General features: G+C 45.8%; 13 protein-coding genes and 1 other annotated feature. Of the genes, 7 read left to right on the top strand and 6 right to left on the bottom strand.

Going from position 1 to position 15,840, the window contains the following annotated elements; translation table 11 throughout:
- Positions 1-18: 18 nt before the first annotated feature.
- Entirely contained in the window at positions 19-2,859 is a 2,841-nt protein-coding gene (gene glnE, locus ZX61_RS14575) for a bifunctional [glutamate--ammonia ligase]-adenylyl-L-tyrosine phosphorylase/[glutamate--ammonia-ligase] adenylyltransferase (RefSeq protein ID WP_049845355.1), read from the top strand.
- 52 nt (positions 2,860-2,911) lie between these two features.
- Positions 2,912-4,342: a bifunctional D-glycero-beta-D-manno-heptose-7-phosphate kinase/D-glycero-beta-D-manno-heptose 1-phosphate adenylyltransferase HldE gene (gene hldE / locus ZX61_RS14570; RefSeq protein WP_049845354.1), complete on the top strand. Its 1,431-nt coding sequence runs from the start codon at positions 2,912-2,914 to the stop codon at positions 4,340-4,342.
- Positions 4,343-4,479: 137 nt separating this feature from the next.
- Here hldE and arcA read toward each other — a convergent pair whose 3' ends face one another.
- Positions 4,480-5,196 (bottom strand): two-component system response regulator ArcA, encoded by a 717-nt coding sequence (gene arcA / locus ZX61_RS14565; protein WP_038202903.1) that lies wholly within the window; start codon positions 5,194-5,196, stop codon positions 4,480-4,482.
- 327 nt (positions 5,197-5,523) lie between these two features.
- Here arcA and ZX61_RS14560 point away from each other — a divergent pair, with 327 nt between their 5' ends.
- Both ZX61_RS14560 and ZX61_RS14555 read left to right on the top strand, forming a co-directional pair.
- Positions 5,524-5,913 (top strand): DUF3293 domain-containing protein, encoded by a 390-nt coding sequence (locus tag ZX61_RS14560; RefSeq protein ID WP_049845353.1) that lies wholly within the window; start codon positions 5,524-5,526, stop codon positions 5,911-5,913.
- A 36-nt stretch (positions 5,914-5,949) separates the two neighbouring features.
- Positions 5,950-6,435: a putative 4-hydroxy-4-methyl-2-oxoglutarate aldolase gene (locus ZX61_RS14555; RefSeq protein ID WP_049845352.1), complete on the top strand. Its 486-nt coding sequence runs from the start codon at positions 5,950-5,952 to the stop codon at positions 6,433-6,435.
- Here ZX61_RS14555 and ZX61_RS14550 read toward each other — a convergent pair.
- Complete coding sequence (locus ZX61_RS14550; RefSeq protein WP_049845351.1) at positions 6,432-6,893, bottom strand: hypothetical protein; 462 nt, start codon at positions 6,891-6,893, stop codon at positions 6,432-6,434. The genes ZX61_RS14555 and ZX61_RS14550 overlap by 4 nt on opposite strands.
- A 284-nt stretch (positions 6,894-7,177) precedes the next feature.
- Positions 7,178-7,296 (top strand) — a sequence feature (Thr leader region).
- A 30-nt stretch (positions 7,297-7,326) separates the two neighbouring features.
- On the opposite strand from ZX61_RS14550, the gene thrA reads away from it, so the two are divergent.
- Genes thrA through thrC form a run of 3 tightly spaced genes read left to right on the top strand, consistent with a single transcriptional unit; the run spans position 7,327 to position 12,038 of the window.
- On the top strand, positions 7,327-9,786 hold the full coding sequence (gene thrA / locus ZX61_RS14545) for a bifunctional aspartate kinase/homoserine dehydrogenase I (RefSeq protein ID WP_049845350.1): 2,460 nt from the start codon (positions 7,327-7,329) through the stop codon (positions 9,784-9,786).
- A gap of 15 nt (positions 9,787-9,801) precedes the next feature.
- Positions 9,802-10,758 (top strand): homoserine kinase, encoded by a 957-nt coding sequence (thrB, locus tag ZX61_RS14540; protein ID WP_049845402.1) that lies wholly within the window; start codon positions 9,802-9,804, stop codon positions 10,756-10,758.
- Entirely contained in the window at positions 10,755-12,038 is a 1,284-nt protein-coding gene (gene thrC / locus ZX61_RS14535) for a threonine synthase (RefSeq protein WP_049845349.1), read from the top strand. The genes thrB and thrC overlap by 4 nt, the downstream gene beginning before the upstream one ends.
- Before the next feature lie 220 nt (positions 12,039-12,258).
- Here the strand turns inward: thrC and ZX61_RS14530 are convergent, their stop codons facing one another.
- From ZX61_RS14530 to mtnN, 4 genes are all read right to left on the bottom strand, one after another.
- Positions 12,259-12,879 carry a TRIC cation channel family protein gene (locus ZX61_RS14530; protein WP_049845348.1) on the bottom strand — a complete coding sequence of 207 codons (621 nt, stop codon included), beginning with the start codon at positions 12,877-12,879 and terminating at the stop codon, positions 12,259-12,261.
- 74 nt (positions 12,880-12,953) lie between these two features.
- Positions 12,954-13,775 (bottom strand): vitamin B12 ABC transporter substrate-binding protein BtuF, encoded by an 822-nt coding sequence (gene btuF, locus ZX61_RS14525; protein WP_049845347.1) that lies wholly within the window; start codon positions 13,773-13,775, stop codon positions 12,954-12,956.
- A complete protein-coding gene (locus ZX61_RS14520; RefSeq protein WP_049845346.1) occupies positions 13,776-14,729 on the bottom strand; it encodes a cobalamin biosynthesis family protein in 954 nt (317 codons plus the stop codon).
- Between the two features lie 14 nt (positions 14,730-14,743).
- A complete protein-coding gene (gene mtnN, locus ZX61_RS14515) occupies positions 14,744-15,439 on the bottom strand; it encodes a 5'-methylthioadenosine/S-adenosylhomocysteine nucleosidase (RefSeq protein WP_049845345.1) in 696 nt (231 codons plus the stop codon).
- Between the last annotated feature and the right edge of the window lie 401 nt (positions 15,440-15,840).

The raw sequence follows: 15,840 nt of genomic DNA, 5'->3' as shown, positions 1-15,840 counted from the left end.
TGCCTACAAGGAAGAATCATGCAACTACCCGAAACTCTTAATGTAATCTCTCATTCTGCACTTGAATCATTCTCTCAATCTGAAGCTTTGACAAATTGGCCGCAACCGCTGAAAGATCAGTTGGGCTACGTCGTGGGATTGAGCCAATTTATTACGGAGGCACTATGCAGTGATGATACTCTGGTACAAGCGTTGCCTAGTATGCTTGCCAAAGAGTCTCGCTACGAAGACTACCGAGAGCGGTTGTCGGGTTTGCTTGCGGAGTGCAGTGATGAAATGCAAGGGCACCGAGTGTTAAGGCAGTTTCGCAATCGAGAGATGGTCTACATTGCTTGGCGTGACTTTACTGCTTCATGGACATTAGAGCATAGTCTAGAACACTTGTCCCAGCTGGCAGAAGCAATGATTTTTGAAACTTACCAATGGCAGTACAAAGCTTGTTGTGAACTATGGGGAACGCCGACCAATGCTCAAGGTGAAGCGCAGCCAATGTTGATTATTGGTATGGGTAAGCTGGGTGGTGGTGAGCTCAACTTCTCCTCGGACATCGATTTGATCTTTACCTATCCTGAGAATGGTGAAACGCAAGGGACGCGCCGTAGTATTGCCAATGCTCAGTTCTTTACTCGACTCGGCCAGCGAATTATCAAAGCGCTCGATCAGCAAACCTTTGATGGTTTTTGTTATCGCGTTGATATGCGCCTACGCCCGTTTGGTGATAGCGGGCCACTCGTTATGAGTTACGCTGCGCTTGAAGATTACTACCAAGAGCAGGGGCGTGACTGGGAGCGCTACGCGATGATTAAAGCGCGTGTCATGGGACGTGAAATGTACCCAGAATATCAAGAGCTTCGCCAGATGCTGCGTCCGTTTGTGTTCCGTCGCTACATTGACTTTAGTGCGATTCAATCTTTACGCCGAATGAAGTCAATGATCAGTAGTGAAGTTCGTCGCCGAGGTTTGAGTAACAATATTAAGCTTGGCGCTGGTGGTATACGTGAAATTGAATTTATCGCTCAAGTGTTTCAGCTTATTCGAGGCGGACGCGAGCCAAGTTTACGCCAACGAGGTTTGTTGCACACTCTCGATGCAATCGAAGAGCTAGAGCAGCTTAACGCTGAAGAAACAGAGCACTTACGTAGTGCTTATAAGTTCTTACGTCGATTGGAAAACTTACTTCAGGCGATGGCAGATAAGCAAACGCAAACCTTACCCGAAACCGATACGGAACAGTTGCAGCTAGCGGTTGCGATGGGATACAGCCAGTGGGAGGAGCTACAAGCAGAGGTTCAGCAGTATATGGCCAATGTTCATGCGGTATTTGTGACATTAATTGGTGCTGAAGAAGAAGAGCAGAAGGATATTGCTCAGCACTTTACTGAACTGTGGGATATGGCGGCTAAGCAGGATGTGATTGAGCACATCCTAGAGCACGATATTCAAGCCGATGACCCGCCCCAAATGGCGCAGACAATTATTCAGTTTAAGCAAGATTTAGCCAAGAAAACCCTCGGCCCACGCGGGCGCGAAGTGCTTAACAAGTTGATGCCGAAGATCTTCTCTGCCATATACAGCCACCAAGATGCCAAGTTCGGGTTACCGCGTGTTTTACACTTGTTGCACAAAATAGTTACCCGCACCACCTATCTAGAGTTGCTAGATGAACATCAAGCCGCTCTGGTGCAGTTAGTTCGTTTATGTACTGCTAGCCCAATGATCTCAGAGCAGTTAGGTCGCTATCCGATTCTGCTTGATGAACTGATCGACCCACAGCAGCTATACAATCCGATTCCACTTGATAGCTACCGCACTGAATTACGCGACTTTCTTGCTCGTATCCCAGAAGACGATATGGAGCAGCAAATGGAAGCACTGCGCCAATTCAAGCAGATCTGTATTTTGAGAATTGCAGCGGCAGACATTGCTGGTGTGTTACCAGTGATGAAAGTAAGTGACCACTTAACCTATCTTGCTGAAGCCATCGTAGAGTCAGTGGTGAGTCAAGCTTGGCTGCAGATGACAGAAAAATATGGTGAGCCGACCCATCTGAAAGATCGCGAAGGAAAAGGCTTTGCTGTGGTTGGTTACGGAAAAGTCGGCGGTTGGGAATTAGGCTATAACTCGGATTTAGATATCGTCTTTATGCATGATTGCCCAGTGCATGTGTATACAGATGGTAAGAAAGAGATCGACGGTCGTCAGTTCTATTTGCGCTTGGCGCAGCGAGTTATTCATATTTTTTCTACTCGAACGGCTTCAGGGATTTTGTATGAAGTGGATACTCGCTTACGCCCGTCTGGTGCTTCAGGTTTGTTGGTTAGCCCGACTGACGCATTTGATGAGTATCAGCGCCAAGAAGCGTGGACATGGGAGCATCAGGCTTTAGTACGCGCCCGTATGATCTATGGCGATGCTCCTTTGCAACAGGCATTTTCACAAACACGCCACGACATTCTATGCCTAGAACGAGATGAGTCTAAGTTAGCAAAAGAGGTGTCAGAGATGCGAGTCAAAATGCGTGACCACTTGGGTGGTAAGAAAGCAGGGCGCTTTATGCTCAAACAAGACCCTGGTGGAATTACTGACGTGGAATTTTTAGCTCAGTACCTTGTCTTACGCTACAGTCATCAAGAGCCTAAGCTTACACGCTGGAGTGACAATGTACGTATATTTGAAAGCATGATGGCGCAAGGTATTATGGATGAAGGAGCCGCTCTGGCGCTGACCCATGCTTACACGACAATGCGAGATCAGATCCACCACCGTAACCTACTTAACCAAGATGCCGATGTGGCAGATGCAAAACTGGTCAATGAGCGAGGGCTCGTAACGAAACTATGGCATGAGTGGTTAGAATAACGTCGAACCTTTATGGTAAACTCTTGCCCGAATTAGAATTTGGAGAACCACAATGAAGCCAATCCTACCTAACTACAGTGATTCTGGAGTGCTTATCATCGGCGACGTGATGTTAGATCGCTATTGGTATGGCCCAACAGGTCGCATTTCACCAGAAGCGCCAGTACCTGTAGTAAAAGTAGAAAACAATGAAGAGCGTCCTGGCGGTGCTGCTAACGTAGCAATGAATATTGCCTCTCTTGGCGGTCACGCTCATATTGTGGGTTTAACAGGGATCGACGAGCCTGCCAAAGTCCTCAACGAGACACTTTCGGCGCTGAAAGTGAAATGTGATTTTGTTGGGCTACCAAACTACCCAACGATTACTAAGCTACGAGTATTGAGCCGTGGTCAGCAACTGATTCGTTTAGACTTTGAAGACAAATTTGAAAATGTCGATGCAGAACTGATTCTGGATCGCATGGAACAAGCGCTACCTAAAGTGAAGTCCGTTGTATTGTCAGACTACGCAAAAGGCGCGTTAGAGCACGTACAGCAGTTTATACAGAAAGCGCGTGAAGCCAAAGTGCCTGTATTTATCGATCCTAAAGGTGCTGATTTCGAGCGTTACCGTGGTGCAACGCTATTAACCCCAAACATGGCAGAATTTGAGCTTGTTGTCGGCAAAGTAAAAACTGACCAAGAGTTAGTTGAGAAAGGTCTAGCACTACTTGAAAAGTATGACTTTGAAGCACTGTTAGTGACGCGTAGCGAGCATGGTATGACGCTACTACGCCGTGGACAAGAGCCTTTCCACTTACCTACCCAAGCGAAAGAAGTGTACGACGTTACGGGGGCGGGTGATACGGTGATTTCTGTATTAGCGGCTTCTGTTGCAGCGGGTAAACCACTAGATGAAGCATGTGCACTAGCAAACGCAGCGGCAGGTGTGGTTGTCGGTAAACTTGGAACATCGACCGTTTCAACCATTGAGCTAGCTGAAGCTGTGCATGGTAGCCAAGATACCGATTTTGGTATGATTGCTGAGCAAGCACTAATCGAAGCGGTTAAGAAAGCTCAATCAAAAGGTGAAAAGGTCGTAATGACCAATGGTTGTTTCGATATTCTTCATGCTGGTCATGTTTCTTACCTTAACCATGCAGCCGAGCTTGGTGATCGCTTGATTGTTGCTGTAAATACAGACGAATCAGTGAAGCGCCTAAAAGGCCCTGGCCGTCCGGTGAATCCGACCGATCGACGTATGGCGGTATTGGCAGCTCTTGGTGCGGTTGATTGGGTGGTTCCTTTCGCTGAAGACACGCCACAACGGCTAATTTCTGAAGTTCTGCCTGATTTACTAGTAAAAGGTGGAGACTACAAACCAGAAGAGATTGCTGGTGGTAAAGAAGTGATCGCTAACGGAGGTGAAGTTAAAGTTCTTAACTTTGAAGATGGTTGTTCAACCACAGAAATTATCGATGCTATCAAAGGTGGTCGAGGTTAACGCTCTCACTGATTGTAAAACATACTCGCCAAAGTGGTGAGTATGTTTATTTGCTTACAGCAGCTTAAGTGTCACAAACAAAAATGGAGCCAATTGGCTCCATTTTTCATTGAAGTGTACTTACTCTTCTAGGTCACTTATTCTTCTAGATCGCCACAGAAGCGGTAGCCTTCACCGTGAATCGTTGCGATGATTTCTGGTGTGCCAGAAACTGATTCAAAGTGCTTACGAATACGGCGAATTGTTACGTCAACAGTACGATCGTGTGGCTTAAGCTCGCGACCTGTCATTTTCTTCAGTAGGTCTGCACGCGTCTGGATCTTGCCAGGGTTTTCACAGAAGTGAAGTAGGGCACGAAACTCAGAACGAGGTAGCTTGTAGCCATCACCGCTTGGGCTAACTAGTGAACGACTGTTGATATCAAGAACCCAACCGTTGAACTCGTATTTTTCTACGCTGCGCTTCTCTTCGCTTACTGCGCTCGAATTCATCGAACGGTTCAGTAGGTTGCGCGCACGGATAGTTAGCTCGCGTGGGTTGAACGGTTTAGTGATGTAATCGTCAGCACCGATTTCTAGACCAAGAATCTTATCAACTTCATTGTCACGGCCTGTTAAAAACATCAGCGCAACGTTAGCTTGCTCGCGCAGTTCGCGGGCTAGCAGTAGACCATTCTTGCCTGGTAGGTTGATGTCCATAATGACCAAGTTAACTTGGTTATCAGACAGCACCTGGTGCATCTCTTCACCGTCACTGGCCTCAAAAACAGCGTATCCCTCTGCTTCAAAAATACTCTTTAGAGTGTTACGAGTTACTTGCTCATCTTCAACAATAAGAATGTGCGGGGTTTGCATTGGCGGTACCTAAACTTGTGAAAAATTTGTGCTAATAGAATAAATTCTAGGCAAAAACATAACATACAGGTAATGTGATGTTGATAATAAACCAAAGACTGTAAAAATACACTCTCTTTGATTGCCCGCCATCCTTGGTGTTGCTTTTTCTATGCTTAAGAGGTCCTTTATCCTCTGCATTCTATTAGTCTTTGACGCGGATTCTATAATGTTAACAGCATGCTAACAACGTAGAAATGTTAATTCCAATCACTTTGTTGATTTATATCAAGAGTTAGAATGTAACAAATATTAATAGTATCCATTAAATGTATAAACTCAGATGTTATGACAATTGATGCCCAGCTTTGGCAAGCTTATTGCGATCCCTATTTTCGTTTTGAACAACAGGTAGTATGCAGCCAGTTTGCTATTATTACTGCTTGGAACCCAGGAAGCGTTTGGCTGTCAAAAATAGATAATGACATAAATAACCAGCGCTTAGCTCGAGAAATGAGCCATACTTGCTGGTGTGGTGTCCAGGTGGGCAACGTGGATTTTTCTTGGATGGAACAAAGCTTTGCCGTTCAAATTAGCCCGAGTAGGGCACTAGAGTTGGGCCGCAAGTATGGGCAAAATGCGATTTATTATGTCGAAGGAGAGACGCTATTTCTCCTCTCCTGTTTAGAAGAACAGAGCAAGGTTTCGCTGGGCAACTGGCGCAGTCGATGTCGATAGGATTCGATTTTAAATTTGGAAGTTCATGGAGGAAAAATGAAAGATATAACCCCAGATATTTGTGATAAGCATGAAGACAAGGTCACGTTGCTAGAATTACCACTGCATAGCTTTGGTCAGAAATTTGCCTTCTATGGTGAGATTGTTACCGTGCGTTGTTACCATGATAATTCTAAAGTTAGAGAAATACTTAGCCAAGATGGTACGGGAAAAGTACTCGTGGTCGATGGGCATGGTTCGTGCCAAAAAGCGCTGATGGGTGATCAATTGGCGATCTTAGCGATCGATAACAATTGGGAAGGCGTAATTGTCAATGGTGCGGTTCGAGATGTGGGAATGATGGCGGAAATGGAGCTAGGGATCAAAGCCTTGGGTACTTGCCCATTTAAGACCGAAAAACGTGGAGCAGGGGAAGTCAATGTCACATTGACCATTCATAACCAAATGATTCAACCGGGTGATTATATTTATGCGGATTGGAACGGGGTTTTGATGTCTACCGAGTTACTAGATTGGAGCTAAAATCTAAAGCCTAATCCAATTTCAACTCCCTTCTGCCACTCTTGATAGTCGAGAGTGGCATGCACATCGAGATTTTCTGTGAGTTTCATTCGGCTCGATACTTCTGCTGCTAAGCTTGACTCCTTCCCTTCTGTCAAACTTTCATCATTGTAAGAATGCACGGTACTCTGCACCGAAACTCTAGGCGTTAGCTGATAGCTTACACCACTTAAGAAACCAGTTTCATTGATCTTCGCGCTATTGTTGAGTCGGGCACCGACGTAAAGATCAACCTTGTCGAATAGGTTGTATGAGTAGCCACCATCGATCTTCCAAGAATCAAAATCGTATTGATCATTTTCAGTCGATAAAAAGATCTTGTGTGGTGAGACAGATTGATGTGAAGGCAGCGTGGGGAGTTCGGTTGCAAATAACGGACACGCGCAAAGTAGCGCTGATAGGCTTAGTGTTATTTTCATATGCCACTCCTTTGCTATTATCTGCTTTCCACTGCAAGACTAATTAAAGCATAAAATGAACGAACTAGTTGCAACTTTTATATAGCAATTAGTTATTATGATATGTGCTAATAGTTTCATTTGTTGTGGCAATTGTTAGGCAACATGATGAGATGTTGTGAATGTGAGTGATGCGGAGCGCGAACAAAAAATAGTAACTTTTCGTTGACGTGAACAGGAAAAATAAGGTAAACGTATGGGTAAGCAAACACACATCGTATAGATAATTAAGAATATGCAGAACCGCAGCCTAGTAATGACCACAACCATTATTATTACCGACATCGCTATTGTTGGGGCAGGCTGCTAAGCGAAAGAAATTAAAAAAAAGGCCTGTATCCCACCAGATACAGGCCTTTTTTTATGCCAATTTATGACCTATTTGGAGGAAGGGATGCGAGTTTTAAAGTTTGGAGGTTCATCATTAGCAGATGCTGATCGTTTTTTAAGAGCAGCAGATATCATTGCTAATAATGCCCAGCAAGAAGAAGTGGCGGTGGTGCTTTCGGCTCCAGGTAAAACCACGAATAAATTAGTGTCTGTGATTGAAGGCGCATTGAAAAATGGAGAGGCTGAGCTACAGATTGCTGAGCTAGAAGACTCTTTTCGCGACTTGTACCAAGATATTAAGCAGGTGCTACCAAACATTGATGGTAGTGGTTATGACAATCAAGTTAAAACGTCACTGACTCAACTGCGTCAGTTTGTTCACGGTATCAACCTTTTGGGTATGTGCCCAGACCATGTTAATGCACGTATTATCAGCAAAGGCGAAAGAGTTTCTATTCAGCTAATGAAGGCGGTACTCGAAGCGAAAGGTCAAGCAGCCAGCTTAATTGACCCAGTTCAGTATCTATTTGCTCGTGGTGATCACCTAGAAGCTATGGTTGATGTTGAGGTCTCGACGCAAAACTTCCGCCAAAATCCTCTTCCTCAAGGACACGTTAATATCATGCCTGGCTTTACCGCAGGCAACGAAGAAGGCGAGTTGGTGACACTAGGTCGTAACGGCTCTGACTACTCTGCTGCGGTACTTGCTGCTTGTCTGCGTGCGGATTGCTGTGAAATCTGGACTGATGTTGATGGCGTTTATAACTGTGACCCACGCTTAGTTGACGATGCGCGCCTACTTAAATCTCTAAGCTACCAAGAAGCTATGGAGCTATCTTACTTTGGTGCTTCTGTTCTTCACCCTAAAACAATCGCTCCAATCGCTCAATTCCATATCCCGTGTTTGATTAAGAACAGCTTTAATCCGCAGGGTGCAGGGACGTTAATTGGTCAAGATACTGGTGAAGATAACTTAGCAATTAAAGGTATTACGACGCTTAGCGATCTGACTATGGTCAACGTTTCTGGTCCGGGTATGAAGGGAATGGTCGGCATGGCGAGTCGAGTATTTGGTGCTATGTCTTCTGCTGGTGTTTCGATTGTACTTATTACTCAATCATCGTCGGAGTACAGCATCAGTTTCTGTATCGAAGCACAAGACAAAGAGATTGCTGCACAGGCACTGAGTGATACCTTTGAGCTTGAGCTAAAAGATGGACTACTAGAGCCAGTCGAGTTTATCAGTGATGTCGCTATCGTGACGTTAGTTGGCGACGGAATGCGCACATCACGCGGTGTTGCCTCGCAGTTCTTCTCATCGTTGGCTGAAGTAAATGTCAACATAGTCGCTATCGCACAAGGTTCATCAGAGCGTGCGATCTCTGCCGTGATCCCGGAAGACAAGATCTCTGAAGCAATCAAAGCGTGTCATGAGAATCTATTTAACTCGAAGCACTTCCTTGATGTGTTTGTTGTTGGTGTCGGTGGTGTTGGTGGTGAGCTGGTTGATCAGATTCAGCGTCAACAAGCTAAGTTGGCCGAAAAAGGTATTGTTTTACGTGTCTGTGGATTAGCCAACAGTAAAGGCTTGCTGCTTGATAGCGAAGGTCTACCGTTAGAGCATTGGCGTGACCGTATGAAAGATGCTTCTGAAGAGTTTACTTTGGCTCGTCTAATCTCGCTTGTTCAGCGTAACCATATCATTAACCCTGTGCTGGTTGATTGTACTTCAAGTGAGGTGATTGCTAATCAATATGCTGATTTCTTGGCTGCGGGTTTCCACGTAGTTACCCCTAACAAGAAAGCAAATACTTCTAGCATGGCGTACTACCACCAATTGCGTGATGTAGCGCGTAGCTCACGTCGCAAGTTAATGTACGAAACAACTGTAGGTGCTGGTCTGCCCGTAATTGAGAACTTGCAGAACCTTATCTCTGCGGGTGATGAGCTAGAGCGCTTTACTGGTATCTTGTCTGGCTCATTATCTTATATTTTCGGAAAGCTTGATGAAGGCATGACGCTAAGCCAAGCAACCAATATCGCGAAAGATAACGGCTTTACCGAGCCAGATCCTCGAGATGATCTGTCAGGTATGGACGTTGCGCGTAAGCTACTTATCCTTGCTCGTGAAGCAGGAATGAACCTTGAGCTTGAAGATGTGATCGTTGATCAAGCGCTACCACCAGGCTTTGATGATTCAGGCAGCATTGAAGAATTTATGGCTCGTCTACCTGAAGCTGATGCTTACTTTAAAGAGCAGTCTGCAAAAGCGGCAGAAGAAGGGAAAGTGCTACGTTATGTTGGTGAGATCGTAGATGGCCAATGTCGAGTAAGCATTGCGGCCGTAGACGAGAACGATCCTATGTACAAGATTAAAGATGGTGAGAACGCACTAGCATTCTACAGCCGTTACTACCAACCGATTCCGCTGGTTCTGCGTGGTTATGGCGCGGGTACTGAAGTAACAGCAGCAGGTGTTTTCTCAGACGTGATGCGAACGTTAGGTTGGAAGTTAGGAGTTTAGAGAATGAGCCGTGGTATGGATGTAGCAGTTTATGCTCCAGCATCAATTGGTAACGTAAGCGTTGGTTTTGATGTGTTGGGGGCAGCGGTGTCCCCAATTGATGGCACTCTACTTGGTGATCGAGTGTTAGTGAAGTCTGGTAGTGAACCATATAGCTTAAAAACAGCAGGCAACTTTGTCTCTAAGCTACCTGCCGATCCTAAAGAGAATATTGTTTATGACTGCTGGAGAGTATTCGCTCGAGAGTTAGACAAGAAAGGTGAATCGCTTTTGCCGCTTGAAATGACCCTAGAAAAGAATATGCCAATTGGCTCTGGTTTAGGCTCTAGCGCATGTTCTATTGTGGCGGCGCTTGATGCGTTAAACCGTTTTCATGGAGAGCCGTTGAATGAGACTGAACTGTTAGCGCTAATGGGCGAAATGGAAGGTCAAATCTCTGGTGGTATTCACTATGACAATGTTGCACCTTGCTATTTAGGTGGCGTGCAACTCATGCTGGAAGAGCTAGGTATCATTAGTCAGGAAGTGCCATGTTTTGATGATTGGTACTGGGTAATGGCGTATCCGGGTATTAAAGTTTCGACCGCTGAAGCGCGTGAGATCTTACCTTCTCAATATCGCCGTCAAGACATCATAGCTCATGGTCGTCATCTTGCAGGCTTTATCCACGCGTGTCATTCAAATCAACCTGAACTGGCAGCGAAGATGATCAAAGACGTGATCGCTGAACCGTATCGTGAGAAACTGCTGCCAGGCTTTGCTGATGCACGTAAATATGCGGCAACAGCAGGCGCATTAGCTACTGGTATTTCTGGTAGTGGTCCAACACTATTTAGTATTTGTAAAGATAAAGATGTCGCTGAGCGAGTTGCTCGCTGGCTTGAACAGAATTACGTACAAAATGAAGAAGGATTCGTCCATGTTTGTCGCCTCAACAAACAAGGTTCGAACGTAACAGGAAGTGAGCTATGAAGCTGTACAACATAAAAGAAAATGATGAACAAGTATCCTTTGGCCAAGCCGTTCGCCAAGGGTTGGGCCGTAACCAAGGCCTTTTCTTTCCGCAAGAATTGCCAAAGTTCGATGATATCGATGCACTGCTAGCAGAAGACTTTGTGTCACGTAGTACTAAGATTCTATCCGCGTTAATTGGCGATGAGCTTGCAGAAGATAAAGTAAACTCTCTAGTCGATGCAGCGTTTCAATTCCCTGCACCAATCAAGCAAGTAAAAGATGGTGTATATGCGCTTGAGCTGTTCCACGGCCCAACGCTTGCGTTTAAAGACTTTGGTGGCCGCTTTATGGCTCAGTCTTTGGCAGCAGTTTCTGATGGTGGCAAAATCACTATCCTGACCGCAACATCTGGAGATACTGGTGCAGCAGTTGCTCATGCTTTCTATGGTATGGAAGACATTAACGTTGTGATCCTTTACCCGAAAGGGAAGATCAGTCCACTACAAGAGAAACTGTTCTGTACTTTAGGTAAGAACATTCACACCGTGGCTATTGATGGCGACTTTGACGCTTGTCAGGCTTTGGTTAAGCAAGCGTTCGATGACGCTGAGCTGCGCAAAGAGATAGGCTTGAATTCAGCTAACTCTATCAATATTTCACGTCTAATGGCGCAGGTCTGTTACTACTTCGAAGCCGCTTCTCAGCTAAGCAAAGAGCAGCGTGAAAATCTTGTGATTTCTGTACCAAGTGGCAACTTCGGTAACCTAACGGCGGGTCTACTTGCCAAATCACTTGGCCTACCTATTAAACGCTTTATCGCGGCAACGAACGCTAACGATACAGTGCCACGTTATCTAGAAACAGGGAAGTGGGAGCCAAAACCAACGGTAGCAACAACATCGAATGCGATGGATGTAAGCCAACCAAACAACTGGCCACGTATCGAAGAACTGTGCCGCATAAAAGAGTGGGGCTTAGAGACACTCGGTAAAGGCGCTGTTACGGATGTAGAAAGTGCTGCATCAGTTAAAGAGCTACACGAACAAGGTTACCTATGTGAGCCACACGGTGCCATCGCTTATCGTGTGTTAAACGAACAACTTCAAGAGGGTGAAACCGGTCTATTCCTATGTACCGCTCACCCAGCTAAGTTCAAGGAAGTGGTGGATGACATTCTTGGTTCTGACATCGATCTTCCGGGCCCGCTAGCGAAACACGCAGCAATGGAGCTTCTATCGGAAGAGCTAGCTAACGACTTTGATTTACTGAAAGAAGTACTGCGCCGAGTGCAGAAGTAATTCAAAAGAATGGAAGATTAGAAAGGTCGCTTAGGCGACCTTTTTTTGATAGTTACGTAATTGTCATTTCTGAATGTGGTTACTACTGTCATCCTCAAGAGTGAGGAACGAACGAGTTGGGGAGCTCTTAAAGCGAGATGAATTCGATTTGGAGATTCCTTACTCACTCATTCTTCGTTCTAAGGAACGACAAGCAAAGCATATCTTTGAAATATTCTCGCTAACGATTCAGCGCAAACGTCGGCAGTGACAAGTGCCAGCGAATGGCGCCGAGTCTAATGAGCAGAGTCGAGGCCACACCTGCGAGAAATGCGCTGTCACTACTATGACCCATCGCGAGCGCAGTTGTGTGGAATGCGCCGCCAATAATACAAGCTGTGGCGTACACTTCGCTTCTTAAAACCATTGGAACCTCGCGGGCCAATACATCACGGATAATGCCGCCGCCACATCCGGTAATCACTCCCATAATGATTGCGACCAGAGCAGAGTCTTGGTAAGCCATTGTCTTCTCAACACCAATGCCAACAAATACCGCAAGTCCAATAGCGTCACAGACCGGTAAAATCCACCAAGCTAGTCGCTTTGGCCTTCTGACGATAAGCATGGTCAGTAAGCAAGTGATAAGGATGGTCCACAGATAGTTGGTATCGGTGATCCAAAATACAGGTGTTGCACCCAATGCCATATCACGTATTGTGCCACCACCTATCGCAGTCACACTGCCGAGGACAGTAACGCCAAATGGGTCCATTTTTAATCGACCCGCCAATAAAACACCTGAAATGGCGAAAACCGCAGTGCCGAACAGGTCGACTACATAAAGCAGCATGGAATCCATGATACTAAAATCTCTTACTAAAAAGTGGGAACAGAAAACGAAGTGGGATTGTACGAGATCTCATCGTTTAACCGTTAGCGTTTTCGCCTAACTGTTTCGAAATGCTCACAAACTTGCTCTATGGCCTTGAGCGTTCTCGGCGTTGGGCGATTAATCCAGTCTGAGTTTAAGGACCAAATATAGTTGTTCTTTACGGCTGAAAGTTGCTCACTCCACTGCGCCCAAATATTGCCATTGGCGATGGCGTGCTCTGAAGTAAACATTACGTCTGGGTTTTGCAAGATGACTTGTTCTTTGCCCACTTGAGGGTAAGGCGCAGCACTGCTCTCAAAAATATTTTCACCACCACAGAATGAAAAGACTTCGCTTGGCCACTTTCCTTGCGCCAAAGTGATAATAGGCTGCTCACTCAATTGATAGAAGTAACGAACTTTAGACTCCGTGTCGTAGCGGCTTTTAAGTTCTATTAACTGATTCCTAAAGTCTTGCGCGTTGTTTTTTCCGATATTCGGATTTTCAGCATATTCGCTTAGCTGCTCTATGTTAGCGGCAATATCTTCAAGTGAATGGGTTTGAGAGTAGTAAATATTGAGGCCAAATTGTTTTAGCTTGTCTAGTTCTCCATTTGGATTGCCTGAAGGCCAAGCTATGATCAGATCTGGTTGAAGAGCGATGATGCGCTCTATTTTTATTCCCTGATAGTTAGCGACTTTTTCTATCTTCTGAGCTTGTTCTGGATAATCACTACGCTCACTGACTGCAATGAGTTTATCACCAAGGCCCGCAGCGAAGGCGAGCTCAGTGGCGTGCGGAGCCAAGCTGATCACGCGCTCAGCAGGGGAGGCTCCAGCAATAGAAGAAATAATGGCTGTAGCAAGTAACAGAGCGAGACGCATTTAGATTCCTTGGTAGATAAAGCCCATAACTAGGCTTTGAATGACAATCCAGGCAAACATTCTCCACGCCAGTGTTTTTTGTACCTGCGCAATATGGATGGCAGATGGCGCAATACGACCACCCAATTTGGCACGCTCGGCTTTGTGGCCATCGTAAATGGCGGGCCCACCTAGTGAGAGTTCGAGTTTTGATCCAACAGAAACCAATAACCATGCAGGGCCGGGCAAAGGCCATGACTGGGTTTGCTGTCTAAGTAGTTGAGCCGTGGCTTGGGCCCGATGACCAATAGTGATAAAAATGGCAAACACTCTTAGCGGGATAAAGTCCAGTACTGCTACCGCGCGAATCGCGGGAATGCCAAATGGTGAAAAGCGCTGCCGACTAGGTGACCAGGCTCTTGCCAGTTCTACGCTCATACGATACATAAAGGCTGCAATGCCACCACCAAGCGCATACCAAAACAGCACACCTATGACGTTACGACCGTAAGACATAATCAGAGTTTCGGCTCCCGCTTTACCTAAACCTAACAATGACAATGGTGCCGTAGAGCGGTTTATGATCGGTTTGATGAGCATTTTTGCCTGCTCTTTGTCTTCACGTGCTATCGCGGCAACAAACTGAGCCGTGAACTTATCAGTATTACGCCAGTCGATAGCGAGCAGTAATAGCGCTAACTCAAACAACTCTGGTTGCCAAACTAAAGGCTTTAGTGCAATTAATACCGCAAACATGGGGAACAGCATCAACAGCCAAGCAAGAGTGCCAGAGATAATACTCTGTGAGTAGTTGCTGTTGACGTTAACTTTGTCAGCCAACTGCTCAGCAAATTTATGCCACAGAATAGCTGGGTGGGCTTCGCGTGGAAAAGGGAGAATTAGGTGAATTAGTAACGCGCCCCATAAGACTAGGAGCGCGCCATTCGAGTAGAATTGATTGAAACTATCTTCCATGATTCCGCTTATTCTTATTTCAGCAGTTCAACCATTTTAACCACCATTTCTGAAGAACTCTTTGCGGCTAATGGTAGGAATTCATCAAAGCTCATACCCGCTTCTTTGTCTGCGACGTCAGAAATTGCGCGTACCACAACAAATGGGATTTTAAACTGGTGACAGGTTTGAGCGATTGCTGACGCTTCCATTTCTACAGCGATGACTGAAGGGAAGTGCTTGCGAATAAAAGCTTGACGCTCTGCGCTTGCAACAAAAGCATCACCAGTACAGATCAAACCACGTACTGCGTGTTTGTCTTCCATTTGTGCAAGGGCTTTTTCCGCCACATCCATTAGCTTTTCATCGGCCATAAAAGCGGCGGGTTGCTGTGCCATTTGGCCCATTTCGTAGCCAAATGCGGTAACGTCTGCATCGTGGTGGCGAACTTCAGTTGAAATGACGACATCACCAAGATTCAGGCTAGAGTCAAAGCCACCTGCTGAACCAGTGTTAATCACGACATCAGGCTGATATTCGTCAAGCAGGATAGTTGTACCTATTGCTGCAGCAACTTTACCAATACCTGATTGAAGTAATACAACTTCTACACCATTAAGCTGGCCAGCGTAGAAAGTACAGCCCGCTTTTGATACTTCTTGGCAGTTTTCAATAGCTTGCTTAAGAATAGAGACTTCTTGCTCCATTGCACCGATGACGCCGATTTTCATAAGGAATCCTGTTAATTCAAATAGGTAGGTTTGGATAAGCTAAGTGTAACAGAAAAGGGAAAGATGGGAACGGGCTGCGCCCTATGGAGTTGGCAACGGACTTCGCCTTATGGAACACTTTGTTTCGGGAAAACGGGAAGGGGCTTCGCCCTGCTAGAGTGCTACGCGTTAAGAACCTAGGGTGGCAGCGTCTTTCGAGAGGTAAACTGTCATTCCATAGACTGACGATGGAAGGAGTAGGGAGTCTCATAGTGTATTCGACTCGCTTTTAGAGATCCCCAACTCGCTCGTGCCTCGCTCTCGGGGATGACTCTGATGAAAGGGACGCTCTTATAACTGACTAACTGACGTCTCTAGTTTTCCAGTTTTCCATAGGACGCAGTCCGTTCCCGCCTCCCGCC

Source organism: Vibrio sp. VPAP30, from assembly GCF_001188205.1.
Taxonomy (GTDB): Bacteria; Pseudomonadota; Gammaproteobacteria; order Enterobacterales; family Vibrionaceae; genus Vibrio; species Vibrio bivalvicida.
The sequence above is the reverse complement of the archived record's forward strand: the minus strand, read 5'-3'. Positions and strand labels throughout refer to the sequence as shown.